Raw genomic sequence first — 23510 nt, 5'->3', positions numbered from 1 at the left:
GACCGCTCCTTACTGCCGGTTCGGGTTCGGGCCTTGGCCCTTTTCATCAAGCAGGTAGCCGGTCCGGAACCGGTCAAGACGATAGGGCTTGGCAAGTTCATGCGGCTGTTCTGTGCTTAGAAGATGAGCAAAGCATTCGCCGGCTGCGGGTGTTGCTTTGAATCCGCCGTAGCACCAGCCGCCGTTCAAATAGAGACCCTTGATCGGCGTTTCGTCGATCACCGCATGGCCATCCATGGACATATCCTGCAAACCGCCCCATGCCCGCAAAAGACGAGCGCGCGACAGCATTGGGAACAAGGTCACAGCGGCTTCAATCACCGATTCAAAGACCGGCAGGTTGCCCCGCTGGGCGCAGGAATTGTACTGATCCAGGTCGCCTCCCATAACCAGGCCGCCTTTGTCCGACTGCGAAATATAGAAGTGACCTGCGCCATAATTGACTTGGCCGGGAATGATGGGCTTGAGCCCTTCAGACACGAAAGCCTGAAGAACATGGCTTTCGATTGGGGTACGAATGCCCGCCATGTCCATCACTCGGCTGGTATTTCCAGCTACCGAGACACCAACCTTCCTTGCGCCGATGAACCCGCGGGTTGTCTCAATCCCCAGGACCTTACCTTGCTCAATCCGGAACCCCATAACTTCGCAATTCTGAAGGATATCTACTCCGCGCCTGTCGGCCGACCGCGCATATCCCCAGACCACAGCGTCATGGCGGGCGGTGCCACCGCGCCGGTGAAGATAGGCACCCGTGATAGGGAAACGTCCGTCGAAATTCATCGAGGGGTACATCTTGCGCACCTGCTCAGGCCCCAAAATCTCGCCATCTGTGCCTTGCATCCGCATGATGTTGGTTTTGCGATAGTGGTCGTCCCTCTCTGAGTCGTTGTGGTGCACGAACAACAAGCCACGCTGTGAGTGCATGACATTGAAGTTCAACTCCCGCTCCATCTTTTCCCACAGGCCAACACTGTGATCGTAGAAGCGGGTATTTGGAGGCAAAGTGTAGTCACCACGCACAATTGTCGTGTTACGCCCGGCATTGCCGGACCCAATCCAGCCTTTTTCGACCACTGCGATGCTTTTCTCACCATATTTCGTCGCTAGGTAATGTGCAGTCGCCAACCCGTGGCCTCCGCCGCCAATGACAATGATGTCGTAATTGGGTTTGGGTTCCGGATTGCGCCAAGCAGGCTTCCAACCTTTTTGGCCATTCAAGGCCTCTCTAATGACTCTTAGCCCTGAGTACCTCATGGCATTCTTTTCCTTTATGGCATGGGTGCCCATTTGGCACCCAGTTCGTGGAACCGGCCAGTTTCAACGCTGATGTGGGCAATGCCGAATCCCATGTTCTGGAACGCTTAATGCTCATAAGTTAATCGATTAACTTCCAATTCGTCAATCACCTTCAACGCCAATAGGAGTCGCAGTTCAAGTATCGCTTACAGTGCTGGGCGTTCGCCCGGGTGGGCGGACGCGTGCCCGATACTTGCGTATCGGGCGGGTAAACGCGATCAAATGCGACACCCTCCAAAAGACAACTCAGGCAACCAAATGGCGATCTTGTGCCTGATTCACGAATCGGGACGACTACAAAGCTCTTGAATGGTGGCGACAAGTTTCGCATCTATGGCACGGTTGGTTGTATCATTGCGGTTGTTGTGGCGCCTTGCGCCCGGCAGACGAGATCCCGGAATTGCCTCGTATTTTTCGAAAAACTCTTCGCAATGGCCCTCCCAACCTTCACCGGCCAGTAGTGATGGCGAAAATGCCAGGAAAAACTCTCCCCCACGGGGAGGGCCACCATCACCGTTGTCGGCATCTTGCGCTTCATAGCTAAACCGTTCACCGGTCGCACCAGCCGCCAAGAGTTCAACCATCGTTGCAATAGCAGAACCCTTGTGCCCTCCGAAGGGAAGCAAAACGCCTTTCAAGATTGCTGCCGGATCGGTGGTTTCATTGCCATTTTCATCCAATCCGGTTCCAAGGGGGACCGAATGGCCATCTCTTGCGGCAATTGCTACATCGCCGCCGGCCATTGCGGAAGTTGCCATGTCGAATACAAATGGTGGTTTGTTTTTCCGTGGCCAGGCAAAAGCGAGCGGATTGGTACCAAATAAAGGCTTGTTTGAACCATGTGGTGCGACATTTGGCATATAACTTACACAAGCCATCCCTGCCAAATTTTGTTCGGCCAATGCCTCAACTTCTGGCCAAAGGGCGGCAAAATGATGCGTGTGGGTAAGAGTCATTGCTGCGATACCGAACTCACTCGCTGCTTTCGCCAGCGCTGGAATACCTCGCTCGATTGCCAAGGGGGCATACCCATCGTCGCCATTCGCGTTAACAATTACAGGTGATTTGTTGGAAATCTGCGGATCGGCGGCGCCGTTGACCTTCCCACTACGTAGGGATGCCACATATCCGGGCACCCTGAACAAGCCGTGGGAATGAGACCCGTCTCGCTCAGCAGCAACAACCGTCCGGGTCAGGGCCCCGGCGTTTTGAGGGTCGCATCCATTTTGGGTGAATGCTTCTAGTGCGAGATCATGTATCTCACTTAGCGATAGGTTTACGACGGTCATTAGAAAAGCCTCCTCAGCCGGGCACGGAACGAAATCGAAATGTGTAGCGCAGTATTTTTCATGACTTTCTTCTTTTGGTGTTTGGGCCATTGTTCATGGCTGGTGATGTTGCGGAATATCTCAATTCAACGGTCCCAAGTGTTTCGAGAACCGGTGGATGCATGCTGCGCCGAAATCAGTCGCTGGCAATGAGGGTTCTCGACTGCCGCCAAGCTCAATTCCCAAACGCGCTGCGGCCAGCATCTTTCCATAGGTCAGGAAATGTGGAATTCCCTGCATGATAAAGCAGAGAACCGGCAATAGATCGGCATATAGCTTATCGGCCCGCTCTTCGGTCCCAGCAGTGAATTCAGCGAAAATTTCGCTGGTCTTATCTACCGTATCAATCGCCGGGATCAGCCCACTGGCACCCGCGCGCAGGTTGTCAGGTAATTCCAGTCCGCAGCGGCCATTGAAAAGCATCACGCTATCCCCGAGCTCTGACGCAACAGACTCAAGATCGACGGCGTTGCATTCCAGTTTCGCGATGGTGAAATTTTTGTGGTCATTCGCAAGCGCGATCAAGCTCTGGTTGCTTAGTCCGAAGCCAAGGAACTCCGGCGCATTCTGGACCCCAATCTGGCAATCGACCGCCGAGATAATCTCGGAGAAGAAGCCCGCCAGCTTTGCATCGTCCATTTTCTGCGAGGGAGGCTGGAGCATCAGCGCCGACGCACCGCTTTGAATTGCTCGCTTCGAAAACTCAATCTGCTCGGTGATCGTATCGCCATAGACGGTCGCTAAGAGCGGCTTGCGTCCATCAATGCGCTTCGCGACGACTTCAAGGACCTCGACGCGCTCATCGAATGAGAGCTTCGAGACCTCCGTACCCAACCCCAGAATCGCAACTCCGGCAGCCTGGGTGCCCAAAGCCGCATCCACCTGACGCCGAAACGGATCCTGGCGCAATACACCGCGATCGTCAAAGAACGCATAGAGCATTGGATAAATGCCGGGCGATACGACCGCAGGTGAATTGTCTTGCAATGCTATCATGTTACCTCCAAACCATTCTTCTTGTCGTAGGCTTCTGCGGCCCGACCAACGGCGTCCTCGTTCAGGGTAAATCCAAGGCCAGGGGCGGACATGACCGGAATTTTCCCGGCATTTGGCGTCAGATCCGGGCTTTCGACGATGTCCTCTTGCAGGAGCTGCCACATGATCTGATTGCCATCATCCAAATTCGGAACACCCGACGCAGCTTGTATCGAGGCGCAGGTGGTAATTCCGGTCTCCCAAACACCGTGAATACACACGTTGATGTCGAATACCTGAGCTATCGCAGCGACGCGGCGGAACCCAAGAATACCTCCAGTTTCGTGCAGACCCACAGTCAGCAGGCTTGCCGCACCGCTGGAGCACATCGAGTGAGCCTCCTCTAGTGTGTACACGGACTGGTCGGCGGCAATTGGGACTGAGCAGGATTGTTTCAATGCCTTCAATGCCGGAACGCCGGCAATCGCCGACACCGGCTGTTCAACCATCTCGAGATCATACTTGGCGAGCTTATTGATCATCACCTGGGCCTCCATCAAGTCCCAGGCCTCATTCGGGTCGATCCGAAGTCGCTTGTTGCCAATTGCCTTTCTGACAGCTTCGACATTGGCCATATCTTTATCGTTGGTGTATCCGGCCTTGAGGTAAATCACTTCAAAGCCGTCCGACGCCAACTGACCGGCATGTGCTGCAACCTCTTCCGTACTGTCTCCCTGGACAAACCCCATGAAACTCACCGTGTCATGGATCTTCCCACCCAACAGGGCATGAACCGGCAGATCCAACGATTTGCCAAGTGCATCCCAAAGGGCCAATTCAACACCTGCAAACGCAAAATTGCCTATTCTTGGATGAGATTGGCTGGCATAGTGATGTCCAAAATTTTGCGTAAAGAGCTGTTTCATCAAATCGGTGATCTGAGTGATGGGCTGCCCTATCAGGACCGTTTTAGCGGTTAGTAAGAGCGCATGGATCGCCTCTGGGGACGTCATCGTCGGGGCGGTTTCGCCGTAGCCGACGACGCCCGCATCCGTTTCGACCTCAATCAGGATTGTTGTTTGACCAAGATTCTTGCCCATGGCCCAGACATAGGGCGTCTTGAACTTGGAAAAGAGCCGTGTGAGGCGAATATCTTTTATTTTCATGACCTTGTCTTCCATTAGGTTTATCTTCTGTCTAGTGTGATCGAGTTACTGCATAGCTGGATGCGTCCAAGGCTGTTGGCTTGCCCATGATGAGGTCAGCAAGCAACTCTGCCGACCCGGTGGCGAGGGTCCAACCCAGATGGCCGTGCCCGGTATTGACCCAAAGCCCCTTGCTGGATGCTTCGCCGATATAGGGCAAACCGTCAGCACTCATCGGGCGGAATCCAGTCCACGGCTCGCGCTTGCAGCCGTCAAGCGTCTGCGCAAGGTTGGGGTAAACGGATTTGGTCAGGCGATCGAGTTGCCGGATTATTTTGGGGCTTAGAGTGTCGTCATGCCCGGCGAACTCGGCAATTCCAACAGCGCGCAATTTGCCATTTATTGGAACAATCCCGACATGCATCCCTTCGTCGATAACGGGATACGAAGGCAGGTCGTTGACGCCGGTTGTATCGTATGTGACCGAGTACCCTTTCACGGGGCGCACCAAGATTGATCTTGCGTCGTTTGCAGCCAATTTTCTTGTATTGGCCCCAAGGGCCAGAATGGTATTCTTCGCCCGAATATCTCCGATTGTTGTACGCGCGCCGATGACCTTTTCGCCTGACATCAGCAGTTCATTGGCTTGGCAACTAACATGTATTATCTGACCGGAAGCGACGAGGTCATCGCGGAGGATTTGACAGAATTTTCGCGATTCCGCCACCACATCAGCGGAAAAACGAATTCCGCCTGCCAGCTGCGGGGCCAGCGCTTGAAGGTGCGGCTCAGCCTCAACAGTTTGATCAGGCGTTAGTGCCTCCCAATCTAGCCCAACCTCACTGAGGTGACGATTGGATCTGATCTGGGCTTCCAGACCTGGTTGGTCGCGGTAGATTTTGATGGTGCCACATTTTTTGGGTTCGAATTGGTCTGCGTATCCTTTGTAGTATTCCTCAAAGACATCCATGGAAAAGAGCGCCAGTTCGAGCAATCGGCGCGTATGGAGTTCGTGCAGATGCGGCTTTGAGTTCTTGAGAAATTGCAGGCCCCATTTGAACAGGGACGGGATAGCTTTCGGCTTGATCCGCACTGCGGAATTTTGTGTCACGATTGACCTCAAAAGCGTGGACAATATCCCTGGCGAATTCCATGGCATAGTTTGTGAAGGCACCAGCATCGCACCGTTTGCAAAGTTGGCACCAAGACCGACATCCTCGTTGGCCTCCACCAGCACGACCGAGCAGCCGCGTTTGGCCAATCGGTGGGCCGTTGTGATGCCAATCAGCCCACCGCCGATTATGAGCGCGTCCGCCATCACGACTTGTCCGTGATATGAGCGTGGGCAGCGAAATCAAAATTGGCTTTCGGAGCCAGAATTTCAGCCACGACAACCGTCGCCCGGTTTGAAGGAACAGAGTTTTGCATACCAACTTCTTTCTATTCTGGCTGGTGTTTTCGTGTTGCTAGGAGCCGAAGAACATGTTCGGCAACCAAAGAGCGATCCCAGGGATAAATGTGGTGATCAGCAAAGTTGGCAGCCAAGCAAACACGATGAAAATCAGTGTCGGCCAGATCAGTTGTCGGACCGGCACGTCTGTCACTTGCGATCCGAGATACAGAAGCGGTGCCGTTGGCGGCGTGATGTTGCCCATGCCAAGATTAACACCAAGAACTGCGGCAAAGTGGATTGGATCCATTCCAGCTCCAACAGCGATGGGTAGCAGAAGCGATGCGCTCAGGATGATTCCGCTGATATCGTCCATCAGCATACCAATCAGAAGCATGACCAGATTGAGCATCAGGAAAATCATTATTGGGTTATCTGAAATGGAATAGATCAGATCCTCGGCGAGACCGGGAATATCTTCGAAAATCAGGAAGCGGCTGGCGATTAAGACTGTGAAGATCATGACCATGACCACGCCGATCGTGATCGCCGAGTGTTTCATACTTTCATAGAAGGTTTTGAGTGTCAGGCCGCGGTAGACGAAGAAGCCCACCGGAATGGCATAAATTACGGCGACGCCAGCGGCTTCGGTGGGCGTCATGATGCCACCATAAATGCCGCCCAGAATGATCAGTGGCATCAGGATCGCCGGTGTTGCGATGGCTGTTTTACCAGCAAGTGCACGGAAGAAACGGTCCGGAACTTCGGTAACCTGAATTTCGGTATCCTTCCGAAGGATCACGAAATTCACGATGATCAACAGGGTCGTAAGGATCAGCCCTGGTACGACCGTTGCGAGGAAACATTCAAGAACGTTCAACTGACCGACCCAGGCATAGAGCAACTGCGCGCCGCTTGGCGGGATCAATAGGCCTAAGGGGCTTGCACAGATCACCAATGCGCCGGAAATGCCTGCGGGATACCGTGCCTTGCGCAGATGCGGCATGATGATCGAACCGATGCAAGTCAATGTGGCCGCACCACTGCCCGAGATTGCGCCGAACATCGCACTGGCCACGACCGAGGCAGCACTTAGCCCGCCGCGGAGATGGCCGAACATGAGCTCGGCAATCTCAACGATCGGTTTTGCAATTTTGCCCCGCTGCATAATATCGCCAGCCATGATGAAAAGAGGAATGGCCAGCAGGATAACTGAATTCATCTTCCAGTGGCCCGTCGCGAAGAACCCAGAGACATCGTACCCTCCGGTATAGGCCAGAAGGATCAGCACACCGCCAAAGGCCAATGGAACCGAGACGCCGATTGCCAGCAGAACGCAGATAAGGATTATGGCGATGAGGATTACCATGTCACAACCTCCTCCTCATCGGGCTCTGCCCGTCGCGCATTCTCCATGGCCTCGGCATATCGATCGGGGCCCACGCGCAGCATCAGGAAGATCGACAAGGCGCTGTAGAACGCCATGAACACGAACCCCACGAAAATTCCAAAGCGTGGAACAATAAACGGAATCTTCAGGGCGATGGTGGTTTTCCATCCAGGATATGCCGCGATCTCATCCGCAATCATCAGCCAGGCCCAGTAAACAAGTACCAGCGTTATCGACAACTCGATGATCTGGATCACGAGCTTGCGAAGCCACAGCAGTGTTGAATTTTCGGTGACTGTATCAAGAAGATCAGCATTGATCTGCTTGTCGTAGTAAGTGCCAAGCGCACTGCCCAAGAAGAAGATCCAGAAGCAGATCGGCATGAGCCATTCTTCGTAGGCAAAAAGATCGCGTTCCAGAACATAGCGAAACAGCACAACGAAAAAGAATGTGATCGGCAGTATCGGTAGAGCGACGCTCACCAGGACCGACTTGATCCAAACCATCAGCCGAACGAACCGGCTCAGACCGGGTGGCAATGCATCTTCAAATAGTACCATCGAAAGTTCACTCCCCGTTAAGAGGGGGATGCCAGACAATCACGGCATCCCCAATTAATGAGCAACCAAAGAAAATCTTGGTTACTTGGCGGTCAGCTCGTCGATAAGGTCCTGCCCAACCACGTCCGCCAGTTCCGGCCAGACGTTTTCCTGGATGTGGGCAACCATCGCAGCGCGCTCTTCAGGGCTGTACTCAAGAATTTCCCAGCCAGCTTCCTTCAGCTTTTCGACGAAGCCTTGATTGCGGTCCCAGGATGTGTTGATCGCAACGTTGGCGGCTCTCTCGGCGGCAGCCCGGATAACGTCGCGCTGTTCCTGGTTCAACTTCTCCCAGGACTTGCCACTGGCATAGAATGATGACGCTTCGATAGCCGTGTTCACGGGAATAAAGTATTTCCCCACGCCGGCGGCCGCGAAGGTCGAATAGGCCCATTCCGGCGTACAGCAGATCGCTCCGTCGATGACGCCAGATTGAAGCGCTGGCAGAACCTCCGCCCAGTTCATCGTTGTCGTCCGATACCCGAGGCTTTCGGTGGTCTTTTTGGCGACCTCTGAACTCCAGACGCGGATGTTCACGCCCTTATCACCGAAACCGGCATAATCGGTAGGTTTTTCGTTCGCGACAATACCGACCAACCCTTCGCCGGTATTGGCAAGATAGACCAGCCCCAGGTCGTCCATGATCCCGGCCAGGATCTGGTTAAACTTGGAGTCCGGGTTGCCGTAGACCGCTTTCAATTCGTCAAAAGTCGTCACCAACCCTGGCAGGTTCATGACTTCCAGCCGAGGATCGGCCTGAGCGTAGATGAACGCTTGTACAAGGTCGATATTGCCGCGAATGGCATCCTCGATCAGTTCTTCGCCGGATCCCAACTGTGAGGCCGGGAAATAGGAGATTTTCACGCCTACGTCTGCGTCTTCAATCTCTTTGATCATGTTTTCGACAATCTCATGGCCGAAGTGGTTGACTGGATAGGTCCCGGCCAATTTCAGCCTGACCGTGTCGGCGAGGGCTGTTGTTGCAAGTAGGCCTGACAACGCCAGACCCGAGATTATGCCGAATGCATATTTTCCGAGTTTCATAGTTTTCCTCCCGTTGAAACTGCGCTTGCGCTCCGGAATGCGTAAACTGCTCTCCGTCGGTGCCGCTTCAAGTTAATCGATTAACTTTTACAAATCAAATTAAATCGATTAACTCTGACTTCTCATGGGCAACTTGCCCGAAAGAACGTTGGAAATTACTACCCTAGGCAACCATAACCATAGGAAAAATAATAAGAATGCAGAAGCCGACCCTTAGTCAAATCGCAAAACAGTTAGGACTTTCCACTGCAACTGTTTCTTTGGCGATGAAGGAAAACAGCCGAATCTCGGACCAGACGCGCGCCAGGGTCAAAGAAGCGCTGCGCGAATCTGGCTATGTCTATCAGCGTTCCGCGGCAGGATTGAGGAAGTCAAAGACCGACACGGTGGGTATCGTGCTTAACAACGTGTCCGACCCGTCCTTCAGCGAGATTCTGGGAGCGATTGAAGGTGAACTTGCCAAAGTAGGAAAAACGGTCTTCCTGTGCAATACGGATGAAAAAGTGGAGAGACAATCCGAATTCATCAGGAAAATGTCTGAGTACAATGCAGATGGCATCGTCCTGGTTCCTGCGATTGGAACTCAGGCGACCGACCTGGAAGAGATGAAGAAATTCAGCCCCCCAATAGTGTGTGTCTCGCGAGAGATCAGTGGCTATCCCATCGATTCAGTCGTGGCTGATGAGACACTTGCGGGTTACACGGCGGCAAAACATCTGCTTAACCTTGGTCACAGACGCATTGCCGCTGTTGGCGGCACAGTCAATATTTCCCCATTTAACCGTCGCATGAAAGGCATCAGGCAAGCATTTGACGAAGCGGGTCAAGAGTTCGATCGTGCGCTTGTTTTCGAATGCCGCCCTGTTCGTGCTCAGGGATACGAAGCAGCGGCGAGAATTCTGGATGTCGAAGATCCGCCGACTGCTGCCATCGGATATAATGCTATCGTCACCCTTGGACTGAAAGCCGGTTTGCAGAGGTTGGGAAAAAAAATCGGAGAAGATTTCTCGTTGATCGCGAACGAGGGGATCGATGAGTTGCAACACACCAATCCGCCGCTGAGTACGACAAGCATTGATCTGCAAGAGATGGGGAGAGTTGTCATTCAACATCTGCTAAGCCGTATCTCGGATCCGACAGCGCCAACTAAACTCACTCTCGTCCCGACAGAATTGATCCTGACTGATAGCGTTAGCTCACATCGTTAAAGTATGTCGCGTTCTATCGTATTGATTTCGACCAAGTGCAGTATACGGTCTCGTTGGGTTGAGAAGAATGTGGGAGCGGCCTATGTCGCGAACGTGAAAATCACCGGCTCCTCCCGCAAGGCACCAATCCAAGAACTGTTCTCATCATGCCATAGTTGGCCGAGCGGGGCAGTTGCGGCCTATGTTTTTGGTTCAACGATGCAACCGCCCAGTCTTACTTCACTTGCCCCAGGACAGGACGAGCGGATCAATCGGCCGAAGAATATCCAAGAGCCCCGCAAGGGTCTCAGGATGCAACGGTGCAATCGGGTGGCGGCAGCAGTCGGAATTGATCACCCCCCCTCCATCATCGCGGCCTTTGAGGCGCGCCAAAGGCACTGGCGGTTTTCGAAGTTGATCACCGGCAGCACCTGACGGTAGACTTCGGATGCACCTTCGCGGTTGCCTTCGGCGTGCAAAGCCAGAATGGGCTTGATCTTGTCGGGAATTGTGGCAGAGGTCATGGTGCCAGTAGCTCCGGCATCCAAGTCGGCCATCAATGTGATACCTTCTTCACCGTCGAAGGGGCCTTGAATCGCGTCACCGCCTGCAGCAATAAGCTCGCGCAGCTTACCGGTTGCCGGAATGCACTCGATCTTAAAGAGCTTCACCATCTCGATTTCGCGGGCCATCCTGACCAGAAGCGGCACAGTCAGATCATTGCCGGCCATCGGCGCATCCTGCACCATGATCGGGATGCCCACCTCGCCGACCGCTTCAAACTGCTGAAAAATTTGCTCCGGCGTCCCCCGCAGCGTTGTCCCGTGATAGGGGGCATCAGCATCACCATGCTGGCGCCAAGCGATTTCGCGAGACGCGCGCGCTCCACCGCAATCTGGGTTGCGAAGTGGCTGACAGTCACGATCACCGGCACCCGGTGCGCCACATGTTCCAGCGACAATCGAGTCAGCACTTCGCGCTCTTCATCAGACAGCACAAACTGCTCGGAGTAATTCGCAAGGATGCAGATGCCATCGACGCCCGCATCGATCATGAAGTCGAGCACGCGCTTCATACCCTCAAGGTCGAGTGTTCCATCGTCATGAAAAGGGGTCGGGGCAACCGGCCAGATGCCTTTGTACATTTTAGCCATAATATTATCCTTGGACGTTCATTTCAGATCTTGAGGCAGCAGTGCCTCTGGCATGTTTTGGAAGCATACAGGCCGAAGGAAACGTCGGATCGACAGAGTACCCACCGAGGTCGCACCAAAATTTGTCGAGGCCGGATAGGGGCCGCCATGGACCATCGTGTCAGATACTTCGACGCCGGTCGGAAAGCCGTTGACCAAAACTCGCCCCGCCTTGCGCTCAAGGATTGGCATCAAGGCCTGCGCCTGGGCGGTGTCGTCTTCACTCATATGGACGGTGCAGGTCAGCTGCCCTTTAAGTCCCTTCGCAACAGCAGTCATTTCGGCCGCATCTTCTGCTTCGACAACCAGGCCCAGCGGACCGAAGACTTCCTCGGCCAACGCATCATTTGCCAACCACTCACGCGCAGTGACGCGGAAAAGGTACGGCGTTGCATTGCGCAGGACGCAGGTGGTGGTGAGGATTCCCTGCACGCTGGAATTGGCGCGGATCCGGTCGCGCCCATCGCGATAGGCTGCGGCGATCCCGTCAGTCAGCATTGTCTGCGCGCCAACCTGCTCCAATGCCTTGGTAGCTGCCGCAACAAAACGTTCGGCATCTGCGCCCGACTGCACGACGGCAATCCCTGGATTGGTGCAGAACTGGCCGGCTCCCATAGTCAAGGAGCCGGACCAGCCCTCGCCCATTGCCTCAGCACGGGAGGAGAGAGATCGTGGCAGCAGGAACATCGGATTGACTGAGCCAAGTTCGCCAAAGAACGGGATAGGCTCTTCGCGGGATGCGCACAGATCGAACAGGGCCCGCCCGCCACCCAGCGAACCGGTAAAGCCAACCGCCCTAACCAATGGATGCTGAACCAGCGCAGCTCCTACGTTCCGCTTGCCTCCTTGGATCAGGTTGAACACGCCAGGGTGCAGATCCATCGCCTTCACGGCCTTGTCGATGGCTTGAGCCACCAGCTCCCCCGTTCCCGGGTGCGCTGAGTGGCCTTTGACCACTACAGGGCAGCCTGCGGCCAATGCTGCTGCGGTGTCACCCCCTGCGGTCGAGAAGGCCAGTGGAAAATTCGAAGCACCAAAGACCGCAACCGGGCCAATGGGCCGCTGAACCATATACAGCTCAGGCCGCGGCAGCGGCTGCCGGTCAGGCAAGGCGCTGTCATGGCGACGGTCCAGATAATCGCCTTTCAGGATATGCTCTGCGAACAAGCGCAGCTGGCCGACAGTCCGACCGCGCTCACCGGTCAAGCGAGCCTCGGGCAAACCTGTCTCCTGGCTTCCGATCTCAGTGATTTCATCTCCAAGGGCGTCAATTTCATCCGCAATCCGGTGCAGGAACGCCGCACGTTTTTCCACGCCAGAGTAGCCATAGGACCAGAAAGCCTCTTCAGCCGCCTCACAGGCACGTCCGACAAGATCCACCGTTCCGACAGCAAAGCTATGGGCGGAGCCGTGAGCAGGCTGTGATGAAAAAGTGCTGGCGCTGCCTAGCCATTCGCCGGCAATCAGATGTTTTCCGTTTAGCATGAGTGTCTCCGTTCAGAGCAGGCCACGGCGGGCCAAATTGCGCATCAGATGCGAGGCTGCGAAGTCCCAGGGCGGGCATTCGGTAGAAAGGCGCACGGTATTGACCAAAGCACCCAGATCAGAGTTTGAAATGGTCACGACGTCGCCCATTTTGTGCGTGAAACCACCCCCGGGGTGATCACGGTCCTGGGTTGGAGCGAAAAGGGTTCCCATCATCAGCATGAAACCATCGGGATACTGGTGGTGCGCACCATAAGCCTGCCCAACCAGGTCAAGCGGGTCGCGGCTGATCTCGGCCATTGTGCTGTGACCGTCCATCACAAAGCCATCCTCCCCGGTAACCCGCAAATCAAGTTCCGCTTTACGCACATCCGCGATCGAATAGGTTCCATCAAAGAGGCGAATGGCAGGTCCTACCGAGCTGGCAGCATTGTTGTCTTTTGCCTTTCCAAGCAGCAGCGCCGAGCGGCCTTCGACATCGCGAAGGTTCACGTCGTTGCCGAGCGTGGCACCCTTGACCTCACCCCGGCTGTTTATCGCCAGAACCACCTCCGGTTCCGGGTTATTCCAGCGCGACATTGGATGCAGGCCGACGCTTGCACCCCAGCCAACCGAAGACAGCGCTTGAGCCTTGGAGAAAACTTCTGCATCCGGGCCAATTCCGACTTCAAGGTATTGCGACCAGGCTTCCTCGGCGAGAAGCGCGTTCTTCAATTGAATTGCTTGGTCTGACCCGGGAACAATCCCGGTCAGGCTATCGCCTAAAATAGTCTCGCAGCGCCCGCGGATCACCTTGGCCTTGGTAGGATCACCGAGTGCCTGCTCTTCAATCACCCGCTCCAACATTGAGGATACAAAGGTCACGCCACATGCTTTAACTGGCTGCAGATCGCAGGGCGCCAGAAAATAGGGTAATTTAGGATCAGGCCGTTCGACGGAACTCTCCTCGAGCTCGCCCAGCGTGCAAACTGCTTCGCCTGAGGCAGACTTGATCCAGCCCGCCGGATCGTCCTGCTCAAGCAGGTCGCGTACTGTTGCCACTTCACGCGAGGTCACATCGACAATGCATCCGTCGCGCAAGTGGCAAACCGAAGGCCCTGAAACCGCTGGATTCCAGACCCGCAAAACAAAACAGCCCTGGTCAGGCAAACCGATATGCATATTCGTATCTCCAAGTGCTGTTACGCCAGTTTGACCGCTCAGAAGCGCCCGTAGGTCAGGTAGGCTTCTTTCGGATCCGTCCCGCTACGGATAGCCGAGCGGACCTTGTTCTCGGTGTTCATCACTTCCTCGACCTCAACCACGATCTCTTCTGCGATTTCACCTGGGATAAGGATGGCCCCATCAATGTCGGCAATCAGAAAATCCCCGGGCTTAACGACAACGTCACCGATCTGCACAGGGACTTCCATTTTGTCGACCGACCATGCGCCCACCACATCGCGGGCGGTGTAGAAGCGATGGAAAACGGGGAAACCGATGTTACGAATGAAATTGCTGTCCCGACACCCGCCATTGGTCACATATCCGCGCACACCGCGCATCTGGAGCGTCTCGGCAGACAGTTCCCCCATCATCGCGATGTCGTCAGTGTGGCCATTGCAAACTACGACATGGCCAGACGGCGCTGTTGAAAGGAAACCCGTCCAAGCCAGCAGAGCATCATCAGCACTAATCCCAGGTTTTGGTGTTCCTGAAATTGTGAAAACGGGACCAGCAAGAACATGAGTATCGTCAATCGGCCGGATGTCTTTGGGCAGAACAGTATTGTCTATCCCTCTCTCGCGCAGGGCGTCATAAACTGCACCGCTGTAGCATTTTGCAAGGCGTTCGGTGAGAGCGGCTTTTTTGTCATTATCTGTCATGGGTTTTCCTCCAAGTGACTTAATTTACAAGAGTTAGTAGGTGGCCCGGCCGCCAGACAGATCGAATACAGCTCCAGTGGTGAAGGAGTTTTCAGGTGAAACCGCCCAAACGATCATCTTCGCGGCCTCTTCGACTTCCAGGAACCGGCCACGAGGGATTTTGGAAAGCATATAGTCAATGTGCTCCTGGCTCATCTGGTCGAAAATCCGGGTCCGGGCCGCAGCCGGCGTCACGCAGTTTACTGCAATATCGTAGCCAGCCAGTTCCTTGCCCAAGGACTTAGTCAAGCCGATCACCGCGGCCTTGGAAGCCGAATAGGCGGAAGCATTAGGATTGCCGTCTTTGCCTGCGATGGACGCGACATTCAGGATGCGTCCATAGCCTTGCTCTCGCATTCCAGGAACGCAGACGCGGTTCACATAGAATGTGCCGTTCAGGTTAATGTCGATGATCTTGCGCCAAGCTTCGGGATCGTAGGTGTCCAGCGGTTCGTTGGGACCTGCGATCCCAGCACTGTTGATCAAAATCGAAGGAATTCCCGCTGCCTCGCAAGTACGCTTGTAGGCCGCTTCCACCGAAGACAGATCGGTGATATCGCAGTCCACCGCGAAAGCATTGCCGCCCAGAGCAGCCATTGCGTCCCCGTTGCTTGCATCAATGTCCCAGCTGACGACCTTCGCACCTTTTTCGATCAGAAGCCGAGCCGCAGCCAGGCCTATTCCCTGCGCACCGCCGGTTACGATTGCAACTTGGTTTTCCATCACTTTGTCCTCCTGATGAAAATCACGGCTACAGGCAGCCTTCATTCACTGGGCTTGCCTTTTGAGACCGATATGGATGTAGGCCTCGGGAAAAGATGGACCGGGCAACCAATATAGCTGGCCCAGGAACAGCGCCAATGGGGTGAACGGCCTGGCGCCGGGGAGAAGGTCAGCACTGCACAACGTCCTGGCGCTGCACGCCCAGGCCTTCGATGCCGAGTTCCATCTTGTCGCCCGCCTTAAGGTATACGGGCTCAGGCTTGATCCCCATGCCCACACCCGGAGGTGTGCCGGTGGAGATGATGTCGCCTGGCTGCAGGCTCATGAACTGTGACAGGTAAGAGACGATGTGAGCCACCCCGAACACCATTGTGTTCGTGCTTCCGTCCTGGCGGCGCTCTCCGTTCACTTCCAGATACATCGGCAGATTCTGCGGGTCAGAAACCTCGTCGCGGGTCACCAGCCAAGGTCCAATAGGACCGAACGTGTCGGCAGATTTGCCCTTGGTCCACTGCCCTGCGCGCTTGTTCTGGAAATCACGTTCGGAAATGTCGTTGATCACGCAGTAGCCCGCAACATGTTCGAGAGCTTCTGCCTCATCGACATATTTTGCCTCTTTGCCAATTACGACGCCCAGTTCAACTTCCCAGTCGGTGGCCTTCGAGCCGCGGGGGATTTCTACCGTGTCGTTGGGACCGCAAATTGCCGAAGTCGCCTTGGCAAAGATCACCGGCTCCGGCGGCACCTCCAGCCCACTTTCCTCGGCATGGTCGGAGTAATTGAGCCCAATACAGATGAACTTGCCAACACCGCCGACGCAGGGCCCATAACGGTCGACCTCAACGGCAGGCAGCGACGACAGGTCAGCTTCGGCAATGCCGGCCAGGCCTTGATCCGTCAGAACCTCACCGGCAATGTCATCCACCAAGCCGGACAGATCGCGGACAACACCGTCAGCGTCGACGATACCGGGTTTTTCGTGCCCTTTCGGGCCATAACGCAAAAGTTTCATGATAGTCTCCGTTCAGAGGGCCCAGCCGCCGTCGATGATATGGGCCTGGCCCGTGGTGAATCCGCTGGCATCCGAGGCAAGGTAAACTGCAAGCGCTGCAATTTCGTCTGCATCGCCAACGCGCCCCATAGGCTGGCGCGCGATGAATTGCTCCCGCGCCGCCTCGTAATCGCCCGTGGCCCGCAACCGGTCGTGCAGCGATGGGCTATCTACGGTGCCAGGGCAGATCGCATTGCAACGGATGCCTTGGGTTACGTAGTCAGCAGCGATCGCCTTGGTCATGCCGATGACCGCTGCCTTGGACGCGCAATAAACAAAGCGGTTTGGAACGCCCTTCAAGGAGGATGCCACCGAGGACATGTTGATGATCGACCCCTTGCCCTGTTCAAGCATGCCCGGAAGGACTGCCTTACACAGGCGGTACATGGCCTTGGCATTCAGATCGAAGGCAAAGTCCCAATCTTCCTCGGTGCTATCCAGGATGCTGCCGGTATGGACAAATCCAGCGCAATTGAACAGCACATCCAGCCTACCAGCTTCAGGCAGTACCCGCTTGATGTCTTCGGGATCGGTTGCATCCAGTTTCCATGCGGTAATGCCGTCAATCGCATTGAGCTCAGCTAGCGAAGTCTCATTGATGTCTGTGGCAATGACCGAGGCGCCAGCCTGGGCAAAGGCCTCGGCGCTGGCACGCCCGATACCCTGCCCAGCGGCAGTAATCAGCGCGGTTTTACCCTCAAGGCTGAGTTGATACGTCATGTCTTTCCTCCCCGATATTGAGGCATCACTTCGAGAGGAACGGCTCGAGCCGCTTGAAGGCCTCTTCCAGCACTTCTGCCGGCTGCGCGTAGCAGAGCCGCAAATAACCTTCTCCCTGCGGACCGAACGCCACGCCCGGCGCTAGCCCGACCTTGGTCTGCTCAAGGATTTCACCAGCCGCAGCGAAGCTGTCAGTCAGCCCGTCAACTCGGAAGAAGCAGTAGAAAGCACCATCAGGCTCAATGAACTCCACCCGCGAAAAAGCGTTGAGGCGTTCTGCCGTGATTTCATACCCTGCCTGGATTTTGCTCAACAGGCTGGCAATTTCCTCTTCGCCGCCGCGCAGGGCTGCAATACCCGCCTCCTGGACAAAGCCGGCTGTGCAGGACGTGTTGAACTCGGTCAACTGACCCAGCTTCCCCTCGAACGCGGCGGGAGCCACGATCCAGCCAAGCCGCCATCCGGTCATCGACCAGCATTTTGAAAACGAGTTCACAGAGATCAGCTGATCCTCAGGCTCTGCAATCGACAGGAATGAGGGCGCGTGACGCCCATGGCGGTAGAGCCGGGAATAAACGTCATCGGCAACGATCCAGATGCCGTGCCGGCGGCAATGCTCCAACACCAGACGCTGCTCCTCGGCCGACATGGTCCAGCCGGTGGGGTTGTTGGGCGAGTTAATCACCACCGCTTTGGTGCCCGGTGTCAGCGCCGCGATCAGCTCTTCCACGTCGAGCGCCCAATGACCGCCCTTCGGCACGATTGCCACGCTCGCAATCTCTGCACCGGTCGCCTTGAAAGCACCGATGATATTGGGCCAGCCCGGCTCCACTGCGATAACCCGGTCGCCGGGAGTCACAAGAAATTCAGCCGTCAGCATGAGGCCTTGCATTCCGGAAGGGGTGACTGTGACCTGAGCCGGTTTCAGACGGCTGCCCAGAAGTTCGTTGCTATAAGCACAAATCGCTTGCCGCAGCGCCATCGCGCCATTGTTCGGCTGGTACATATGATTGCCAGCCTTGAGCGCGGCAATTGCAGCGTCCACAATCAGTGAATTGGTCGGCCAGGCGCCTTCACCGAACCAGAGCGGCAACACGCCGTCTTGCTTCATGCCAAGCTCTGCAACCTCGCGGATCTTGGAGGCTTCCAAAGCCCGCGCACGGGACGAAATCGAGTTCAATAGTGTTGCGTTGTCCATAACGAAGATGTCAGTCAAAACGGCCCGTCCTGTCGATTGTTAAATCGATTGAAATCATAGGCAATATGCCTATACACTAGGCAATCTGCAATTTGGGACGGGCTTGGATATCAATGCGTGATAAGATCGACGAGCAAATACTTGAAGCGCTGCGCAGGGACTCGCGTGTGCCCGTCACCGATCTTTCGAGGAAGGTTGGCCGTTCGCGCACTGCGGTGCAGGCAAGGCTTTCAAGACTGGAGCAAACTCAGCAGATTCTTGGCTACACAATCAAGGAACCTTCGACCGTTGAAACAGGCGGCATAGGGGCAATTGTACTGATAAACATGGAAATCCGCAGCAAGGGGGAAGCAGCAGCACGCGAATTTGCGACCATGCCAGAGGTTGCAAGTTGTCTAAGAATCGTAGGAGACCACGACTTCGCGCTGCTCATCAATCCCATCGAAAAGCCGCGTCTGAATCTCGTACTGGAGCAGATCTATAAAATCGATGGTGTCAAGCGTACCGAGACGATCATGGCTCTCTCCAAAGAGTTCTAAACGACTACCGGCTTCTATGGTTACTGAACCAGACCGAGTTTACCGGAGACGTTTGAGTTTGTCATTCTACGGCGATCTTAGCCGCGCAATCTGCGTTGTAGAAGTTCCTTTCTGCTGGTGCGGGTGAGATATACCCGAGCGGGCCGAAGAGGCGCTTTTCGTTGCACCAATTGACCCAATTGAGGGTTGCCATTTCCACGTCTTTCTTGCCACTCCACGGGCCTTCGTGTTCGATGACCTCAGCCTTGTAGAGGGCGTTATCGTAACTGTCCCCGCTACTGCCGACCGAGGCACCGACCTTCGCCTCGTCAAGGCGCTCGGAATACTTGATCGACAGGTATTGAGCCCCGCGGTCCGCATGTCTTCGAGAAAGCACTTGCGCAGCGCGGGTACATAATGTTCCACCATCGGAACCTCCTGTCATCAGATTGAGAAGGTCCCAATCTGATGACAGGTGCGCCAATCTACAAAATCGCAGCACTTCGCTTACAGCACACCGCTCGCCTCGTTCAAGCGCCGCGCAATCTGGTTGACGTTGTTGCCGGTGCGATTGAGCGAAGCCGAAACCCGCAACAGATCAATCGTAGGCCGCGTCCACTATAAACTCGACCCCAAGTTCTGCACGGGCTAGCTTGGCTTCGCCGCAGGCACGGGCTGGCGCGTGACATACGGTTTGACATAGGCCGCAGGCATGAGCCGCACATCATGACCAATTTCGGTCAGCTCGCGCGCCCAGTGATGGGCCGACCCGCAGGCTTCTTTCCCGACAAGGCAACTCGGCAATTTCTCGAAGAACTTAAGCAACTGCTTGCGTCGAATTGTTCGATTGAAAACAATCGCCCCGTCTGCGGTGATGCCGTGAGCTTGGAAGACGTCCTTACCAAGATCCAGTCCAACTGTTGTAACTTCCATGGTGGGGTTCCTTTCCTGTCAGAAGATGACTTCTACAGTATGCCGCAAAGCGCGACGGTTGGCTGCAGGCGCCATCCACCCCATCCGCGTCTGAGTTGTCAGACCAGGCTGCGGCGAAACTACAGTTTCGGTCTCAGCCAAATCCGCGCTGTCGAGCGGCTGCTTCGGTGATTTGCGCTGCGCTGCCACATCGAACGTGCCGCAGATGCAAACGGATGCTGCGTCAGCAACATGCCCAAAGGCCAATGTCTGGAGAGTCCGCGTCACAGCCATCCACGAACCAGACAGGAAATGTCCGGTTTGCGCGGATCGCGACCTGCTGCATGAGCGAAAGGCTGAAGTGTGATCAATGGCGGTTCAGGGCTCATTCGACCAATTCGGGCCCGTCGCAGAGAAAGTCCGGTGCGAGCCCAACCTGCTCGTTCTTCAGGTTGCAGCGAATGGCCGATTTCAGTCGCCGTTGACAGGTGCAGACGACATCTGCGCGGATTTGTGAACGACTACGCCGATCGTTACGAGGACCACGCCCAGGGCATCCACACCGCTCGGAACCTGAGTCAGGACACCGGGTCCTGCCGTACCGCGTGGTTCGCGCGGAACTTGATGCCTTGACTGCTTGAGCCGTAAAGCCTGGATTTTTGCCACTTCGCAACCTCAAAGTTCCCGGGTTGGTTCAGCGGATTGGATATATACTTGCAAACTGCATTTAATTGCAGTACGCATTAAATAGGAGTTTACCTCTCCGCAATCAACGCGAAAAACTCTCCAGGGAGGAGATCATGACCTACAAGATGCTCAAGCCTTTGCTTGTGACAGCAGCCATGTTGCCGCTTGCGAGCGTGGCAACGGCTCAAAGCGAAGCTCGTACCGATCTGGTAATCGCTGACCTTGGCCAGCCGGAAACAAACCCTTGGGTTATCAACCGCCATCGTTTTGAACGCTGCGTCGCTGAAGCGCTGGGTGTCGAGCTGAAGGAGTTTGACGATCAGAACTCGGAAGAACAGCACGCGGCGCAAGCTGAATCCATCATCGCAAGCGGCCCGGACGGGCTGATCTTCAACCCGCTGACGTCGCCGGCCGGTATCCAGGTCGCGCGTCTTCTCGAAGAGAATGATATTCCTGGTATTGCCGTCGGTCGACTGGTGGTGTCCAGCTATGACGATGACTATGAAGGTGAGGATTTCATCGCGCAGGTGACCCAGAACAATGACACTTGGGGTCAGGCAATCGGCAAAGCCACCGCAGATCTCGGACACAAGAAAGTCGCGATGGTCTGGAACCAGAAAGGTGTGACTTCTGCGGAAGAAATCTGGGCGGGAGTTCAATCGGAATTGGACGCGGCAGGGGTCGAAGTGATCGCTGAAAGTTGGGATCGTCTGAACCGGGAGAATGGCCAGAAATATGCCGAGCAGTTCATTGCCCGCTTCGGACCCGGCGAGATTGACGCGATCATCGTGCTTGGCGCGGTCGCCGGTCTCGGCAGTCAATTTGCGGTGGAACAGGCAGGGCGTGACGACATCGCCATCATAACCACCGACATTGACGAGCAGGTCGCTCAATTCATCAAGGATGGCAAACTGAGTTTCTCGATCGGTGGCCATTGGATGGTTGGCGGGTTCGGCCTTATCCAACTCTATGACTACTTGCACGGTCACCCGATTGAAGACACCCAGCCGCGGGTCGGCCTCATTCCGGTAACAGCCGACAATGTGGATACCTATGCCAACAGTCTTCTGAACGGATGTATTCTTTCACCGGAAACCGTTCGCAGCCTCAGCAAGGTCCATAATCCCGACGCTGATTTGCCCGGTTTCATCGACGCGTGGCAGGCAAACTGGCAAGACTACGTGCAATAACTCCCCTTGCACGCAGCGAGCCCTCCCCCGGTTCAATGGGTCGGGGGACTAAAAAATCAAACTCTTTTCGAGGTCCGCAGATGAGACTTTTCGGATACGCTCCGGAGCGCGGTGCTGCCGCTGGTGATACAATGCCATTCTACCACGATGGCACGTGGCATCTGTTTTTTTCCCAACCCCCTGTGGGCGCGTGGGAATATGTTGAGCGGGCGCGCGTCTCGACCGCTTATCTTCGGTCAGATGACCTCGTAAACTGGGAGGTGATGCCCGACGCTTTTGGCCCCGGCGCGCACGGTGAGTGCGACGGCGATGGGATCTGGACCGGCTCTGTCATTGAGCACAAGGGCGTGTTTCACTTCTTCTACACAGGTTACAATCGTCAATCTGCTTCACCGCAGTCAATTTGCAAGGCAACATCGACTGATCTCAAGTCCTGGGAGAAATCCGGATCCAACCCGATGATCTTCCCCGATCCCCGCTGGTACGAAACCGTCGATTGGCGCGACCCCTTTGTCTACCGCGACGAAGAGGCAGGGTGCTTCAAGATGCTGATCTCAGCGCGCCTCAAGGAAGGTCCGCAGTTTCGCCGGGGCTGTGTTGCCGTTGCCACGTCCGATGATCTGGAAAGCTGGGAGGTTGGCCCGCCGCTGGCGTCCTCGATGTTGACGCATTGCCCGGAATGCCCGGAAATCTTCAAGTTGGGCGACTGGTGGTATCTGGTTGAAAGCCGCTACTCGGAACGAATGCAAACAGTGTATCGGGTGTCAAAATCCCCGGATGGTCCTTGGGAAAGCCGCAAGCTCGACAGTCTTGACGGGCGTCGATTTTACGCTGCCAAATCGGCCAGCGATGGCGACCGTCGCATGAGTTTCGCATGGATACCGTTCCGCAAGCATCATGGCCCCAAGCGCAGCTGGGTTTGGGGCGGAGAACTGGGCAGCCCGCGCGAACTTGTCTCGCTGCCAGACGGCACGCTGACCTGCAAATTGCCCGATAACGTGGACCAGAGTTACGCAGAGACCGTGCCCCACAAGCTGCGCCCCATGTTGGGAGACTGGACCGGCGATGCAGACCCTCGGTGTGATGCGACAGGATCATACGGATACGCGTTCATCGACGGTCCGAACCGGGATGACGTGTTGCTCGATGTAGTGATTGAACCTGATCCCGCCACCGAAGCTGTGGGTATTCTCATCGAACCCCGAGGCGGCGATCATCTGGACAGCGGTTACAGCCTTTCAATCGAGCCCATGAAGGAGCGCGTCCTGTTTGATCGCTGGCCTGCCGCGATGGATCCACTTTGGGACAGCCTGGTGCTCAATGAGCGGCATGGCATTGAGGTCCGTCAGGAGATCGACAGCCCATTGGTCGAGCGTCCGCTCGCCTTCACACCGGAGGATGGGTGTTACCGGGTCCAGATCCTGCGCAACGGGTCGGCCATCGAGTGCTTTGTGGCCGGGCAGGTTGTTGCATCCTTCAGGGTCTATGACATCTCCAATACCGATGCCTGGGGTCTCTTTGTTCAGGAAGGCTCGGCGAAATTCCACAATCTCAACTTCCGCAAGTAAAGGCC

21 protein-coding genes and 4 pseudogenes are annotated in these 23510 nt (G+C 55.6%); 4 read left to right on the top strand and 21 right to left on the bottom strand.

Translation table 11 applies throughout. The features are described from left to right. Positions 1 to 9: 9 nt before the first annotated feature. The 8 genes from AC2FJF_RS20155 to dctP form a co-directional block, all read right to left on the bottom strand. Positions 10 to 1257, bottom strand: coding sequence for a sarcosine oxidase subunit beta family protein (locus AC2FJF_RS20155; protein ID WP_106607585.1), 1248 nt, complete (start codon positions 1255 to 1257; stop codon positions 10 to 12). Positions 1258 to 1577: 320 nt separating this feature from the next. After that, the gene (locus AC2FJF_RS20150; protein ID WP_496677006.1) at positions 1578 to 2678 is read right to left on the bottom strand and encodes an Ldh family oxidoreductase; all 1101 of its coding nucleotides are present in this window, start codon (positions 2676 to 2678) and stop codon (positions 1578 to 1580) included. Between the two features lie 30 nt (positions 2679 to 2708). After that, a complete protein-coding gene (locus AC2FJF_RS20145; protein WP_496705072.1) occupies positions 2709 to 3623 on the bottom strand; it encodes a dihydrodipicolinate synthase family protein in 915 nt (304 codons plus the stop codon). Beyond that, positions 3620 to 4768 (bottom strand): mandelate racemase/muconate lactonizing enzyme family protein, encoded by a 1149-nt coding sequence (locus AC2FJF_RS20140; protein WP_496677000.1) that lies wholly within the window; start codon positions 4766 to 4768, stop codon positions 3620 to 3622. Before AC2FJF_RS20140 ends, AC2FJF_RS20145 begins: the two co-directional genes overlap by 4 nt. Positions 4769 to 4799: 31 nt before the next feature. Next, a complete protein-coding gene (locus tag AC2FJF_RS20135) occupies positions 4800 to 6065 on the bottom strand; it encodes an FAD-dependent oxidoreductase (protein ID WP_496676997.1) in 1266 nt (421 codons plus the stop codon). A gap of 148 nt (positions 6066 to 6213) precedes the next feature. Then, the gene (locus tag AC2FJF_RS20130) at positions 6214 to 7506 is read right to left on the bottom strand and encodes a TRAP transporter large permease (protein WP_496676995.1); all 1293 of its coding nucleotides are present in this window, start codon (positions 7504 to 7506) and stop codon (positions 6214 to 6216) included. Further along, positions 7500 to 8087 (bottom strand): TRAP transporter small permease, encoded by a 588-nt coding sequence (locus AC2FJF_RS20125; RefSeq protein WP_496676992.1) that lies wholly within the window; start codon positions 8085 to 8087, stop codon positions 7500 to 7502. The genes AC2FJF_RS20130 and AC2FJF_RS20125 overlap by 7 nt, the downstream gene beginning before the upstream one ends. A gap of 81 nt (positions 8088 to 8168) precedes the next feature. Further along, positions 8169 to 9170: a TRAP transporter substrate-binding protein DctP gene (gene dctP, locus AC2FJF_RS20120; RefSeq protein WP_496676989.1), complete on the bottom strand. Its 1002-nt coding sequence runs from the start codon at positions 9168 to 9170 to the stop codon at positions 8169 to 8171. A 197-nt stretch (positions 9171 to 9367) separates the two neighbouring features. Between dctP and AC2FJF_RS20115 the strand changes: the two genes are divergently transcribed. After that, positions 9368 to 10378, top strand: coding sequence for a LacI family DNA-binding transcriptional regulator (locus AC2FJF_RS20115; RefSeq protein ID WP_106607283.1), 1011 nt, complete (start codon positions 9368 to 9370; stop codon positions 10376 to 10378). 219 nt (positions 10379 to 10597) lie between these two features. Here the strand turns inward: AC2FJF_RS20115 and AC2FJF_RS20110 are convergent. The 8 genes and pseudogenes from AC2FJF_RS20110 to AC2FJF_RS20075 all read right to left on the bottom strand — a co-directional run bounded on the left by AC2FJF_RS20110 (position 10598) and on the right by AC2FJF_RS20075 (position 18648). Continuing rightward, positions 10598 to 11510: pseudogene (locus AC2FJF_RS20110) on the bottom strand (dihydrodipicolinate synthase family protein). A gap of 18 nt (positions 11511 to 11528) precedes the next feature. Then, positions 11529 to 13034 (bottom strand): aldehyde dehydrogenase (NADP(+)), encoded by a 1506-nt coding sequence (locus tag AC2FJF_RS20105; RefSeq protein ID WP_496705071.1) that lies wholly within the window; start codon positions 13032 to 13034, stop codon positions 11529 to 11531. A 12-nt stretch (positions 13035 to 13046) separates the two neighbouring features. Continuing rightward, positions 13047 to 14195 carry a fumarylacetoacetate hydrolase family protein gene (locus AC2FJF_RS20100; RefSeq protein WP_106607286.1) on the bottom strand — a complete coding sequence of 383 codons (1149 nt, stop codon included), beginning with the start codon at positions 14193 to 14195 and terminating at the stop codon, positions 13047 to 13049. Positions 14196 to 14233: 38 nt separating this feature from the next. Continuing rightward, on the bottom strand, positions 14234 to 14899 hold the full coding sequence (locus tag AC2FJF_RS20095) for an RraA family protein (protein ID WP_106607287.1): 666 nt from the start codon (positions 14897 to 14899) through the stop codon (positions 14234 to 14236). 33 nt (positions 14900 to 14932) lie between these two features. After that, positions 14933 to 15661: an SDR family NAD(P)-dependent oxidoreductase gene (locus tag AC2FJF_RS20090; protein ID WP_106607586.1), complete on the bottom strand. Its 729-nt coding sequence runs from the start codon at positions 15659 to 15661 to the stop codon at positions 14933 to 14935. 169 nt (positions 15662 to 15830) lie between these two features. After that, positions 15831 to 16673 carry a fumarylacetoacetate hydrolase family protein gene (locus tag AC2FJF_RS20085; protein ID WP_106607288.1) on the bottom strand — a complete coding sequence of 281 codons (843 nt, stop codon included), beginning with the start codon at positions 16671 to 16673 and terminating at the stop codon, positions 15831 to 15833. Positions 16674 to 16685: 12 nt separating this feature from the next. Beyond that, positions 16686 to 17432, bottom strand: a complete 747-nt coding sequence (locus AC2FJF_RS20080) for an SDR family oxidoreductase (protein WP_106607289.1) — start codon at positions 17430 to 17432, stop codon at positions 16686 to 16688. Between the two features lie 25 nt (positions 17433 to 17457). After that, entirely contained in the window at positions 17458 to 18648 is a 1191-nt protein-coding gene (locus tag AC2FJF_RS20075) for a pyridoxal phosphate-dependent aminotransferase (RefSeq protein WP_496708008.1), read from the bottom strand. Positions 18649 to 18743: 95 nt separating this feature from the next. Here AC2FJF_RS20075 and AC2FJF_RS20070 point away from each other — a divergent pair, with 95 nt between their 5' ends. Continuing rightward, entirely contained in the window at positions 18744 to 19169 is a 426-nt protein-coding gene (locus tag AC2FJF_RS20070) for an Lrp/AsnC family transcriptional regulator (protein WP_496676975.1), read from the top strand. 61 nt (positions 19170 to 19230) lie between these two features. Here AC2FJF_RS20070 and AC2FJF_RS20065 read toward each other — a convergent pair. From AC2FJF_RS20065 to AC2FJF_RS20045, 5 genes and pseudogenes are all read right to left on the bottom strand, one after another. Then, positions 19231 to 19530, bottom strand: a pseudogene (locus AC2FJF_RS20065) (IS3 family transposase); the annotation flags it as partial. A gap of 125 nt (positions 19531 to 19655) precedes the next feature. After that, positions 19656 to 19742, bottom strand: coding sequence for a plasmid mobilization relaxosome protein MobC (mobC, locus tag AC2FJF_RS20060; protein WP_367575553.1), 87 nt, complete (start codon positions 19740 to 19742; stop codon positions 19656 to 19658). Positions 19743 to 19746: 4 nt separating this feature from the next. Next, positions 19747 to 19833 (bottom strand): annotated as a pseudogene (locus tag AC2FJF_RS20055) (RidA family protein); the annotation flags it as partial. Then, a pseudogene (locus AC2FJF_RS20050) lies at positions 19827 to 20081 on the bottom strand (IS110 family transposase); the annotation flags it as partial. The pseudogenes AC2FJF_RS20050 and AC2FJF_RS20055, both read right to left, overlap by 7 nt. Before the next feature lie 18 nt (positions 20082 to 20099). Next, positions 20100 to 20354 (bottom strand): hypothetical protein, encoded by a 255-nt coding sequence (locus tag AC2FJF_RS20045; RefSeq protein ID WP_496726908.1) that lies wholly within the window; start codon positions 20352 to 20354, stop codon positions 20100 to 20102. Positions 20355 to 20860: 506 nt separating this feature from the next. Here AC2FJF_RS20045 and AC2FJF_RS20040 point away from each other — a divergent pair. Both AC2FJF_RS20040 and AC2FJF_RS20035 read left to right on the top strand, forming a co-directional pair. After that, positions 20861 to 21937 carry a sugar ABC transporter substrate-binding protein gene (locus AC2FJF_RS20040; protein WP_299664530.1) on the top strand — a complete coding sequence of 359 codons (1077 nt, stop codon included), beginning with the start codon at positions 20861 to 20863 and terminating at the stop codon, positions 21935 to 21937. Between the two features lie 80 nt (positions 21938 to 22017). Then, positions 22018 to 23505 (top strand): family 43 glycosylhydrolase, encoded by a 1488-nt coding sequence (locus AC2FJF_RS20035; RefSeq protein ID WP_299985811.1) that lies wholly within the window; start codon positions 22018 to 22020, stop codon positions 23503 to 23505. Positions 23506 to 23510 lie beyond the last annotated feature (5 nt).

The sequence above is a fragment of the Ruegeria sp. CDSB013 genome (assembly GCF_059611165.1).
This window is presented reverse-complemented; position numbering and strand designations above follow the sequence as displayed.